We start from the raw sequence: 1,540 nt of genomic DNA, 5'->3' as shown, positions 1-1,540 counted from the left end.
TAGGGTAGTAATTACCGCTCCTGTGCCATTATTTAGGGTAGTAATGGTGCCACTAGTTTGGTTATTTAGGGTGGTTATGCGAGATTTGGCGCCTTGGTTATTAATAGTTGCAAAAGTACCATTATTGGTTAGCGTAGTAACGGTATTAACATTTTGAGCTATATCTTCATTTAAGAATGTAGTCCATGTGCCATTGTTTGTGAGATTGGTAATTCTACCACTCCCAGAAGAGCTTCCGCCATTAGCAAGCACAGCCCAAGTGCCATTATTGGTAAGATTTTGAATCTGTCCAAAGTTTATATTACCTTGAACGTTCTGATTCGTATTAGAGAAATTCCCGTTTTGCTCATTAGTGAGAGTTGTAATAACCCCGCCCGTGCCATTAATAAAACGCGAAGAGATAGTGCCTGAGTTGGTTAGCGTGCCGATAGTGCCACTTCCGCGAAAATTATAGTTCCCATTCTGGATAGTGCCAGCAGCATTAAGTAGCCCGCTAACGCCAGTTGTGCCATTTGAGATCGTGCCAGTGTTGGTTATGAGCTCAATTCTCCTGCCATTATTTGTGAGTGTGGTCATTGTCCCAGAATTTTGCACTTGAGTAATCGTGCCGGTATTATTTGTGGTGGTCATTGTAGCAGTGTTGTTTAGAGTGGTAATGGTCCCAGAGGTATTGAGTGTATTTATCCTTGCGTTATTCCCAGTGTTGGTTAGGGTGCCAATGCTACCAGAGCTGCTAAAGGTAGTGATAGTCCCATTGTTGTTATTTAATGTAGTGATAGTGCCAGCATTGGGTAGGGTAGTGATAGTCCCAGAATTGCTTGCATTTGTGATAGTGGTGCCGGCTCTAGTTTGTAGGGTAGTGATAGTGCCAGTGCCAGTGTTAGTTAAATTACTTATTATGCCAGCAGCTTGATTGTCTATTGAACCAAAAGTGCCATCATTGGTGATACTTGCAGTACCTATGGCATGGGCAATGCGATTTGTATTTGCACCAGCTTGATTAGTGAAGGTGAGATTCCCAAATGATTGCACAACTCTTTGCATAGTGCCACTATTATTTACGGTGGTAGTAGTGTTTCTTTGTGCTGAGAGGATATATGTAACAGTAGTAGATTGTAGGCTAACCCCTTGATTTATGGTGATAGTTAAAGGGCTTGTCGTGTCAGTATTGCGAATGAGTGCGGAGTTTTGCCCGGTGGCATTGCTTGTGATAGTGGTTTGAATGCTAAGTGTGGTAGGTGCAGCTCCAGTGGTATTGGCGTATGTTACATTGTGGTTAGTGGTTACATTGCAATTATTGGGAGTTTGAGGGGCATTGCAAACGGTATTGAAATTTTGGATTTGAGCTATTGCTTGGGGAGGAGCACATAGCAGTAAGTAAAATGGCACAAAGGAGACAAAGGCAAATGAAGTGAAATTTGCAGATAGCGATATGCCTTTATCTTGGGGCGTCAGCGGGGGGGGGGGGGGAATAATTTATCTTTTTTTTGTTGTTTGTGTCTTGGCTGTTGTACACATGTGACGCTGCCGACGTACTACT

At 42.9% G+C, this 1,540-nt stretch carries 1 protein-coding gene; it reads right to left on the bottom strand.

Translation table 11 applies throughout. The features are described from left to right. Positions 1-1,389, bottom strand: a 1,389-nt coding sequence (locus tag CQA63_RS09255) for a beta strand repeat-containing protein (protein ID WP_211305746.1), incomplete at its 3' end; no start/stop codon positions are given. Positions 1,390-1,540 lie beyond the last annotated feature (151 nt).

Origin of the sequence: Helicobacter marmotae, from assembly GCF_003364255.1 — a bacterium.
Classification (GTDB): Bacteria; Campylobacterota; Campylobacteria; order Campylobacterales; family Helicobacteraceae; genus Helicobacter_C; species Helicobacter_C marmotae.
The sequence above is the reverse complement of the archived record's forward strand: the minus strand, read 5'-3'. Positions and strand labels throughout refer to the sequence as shown.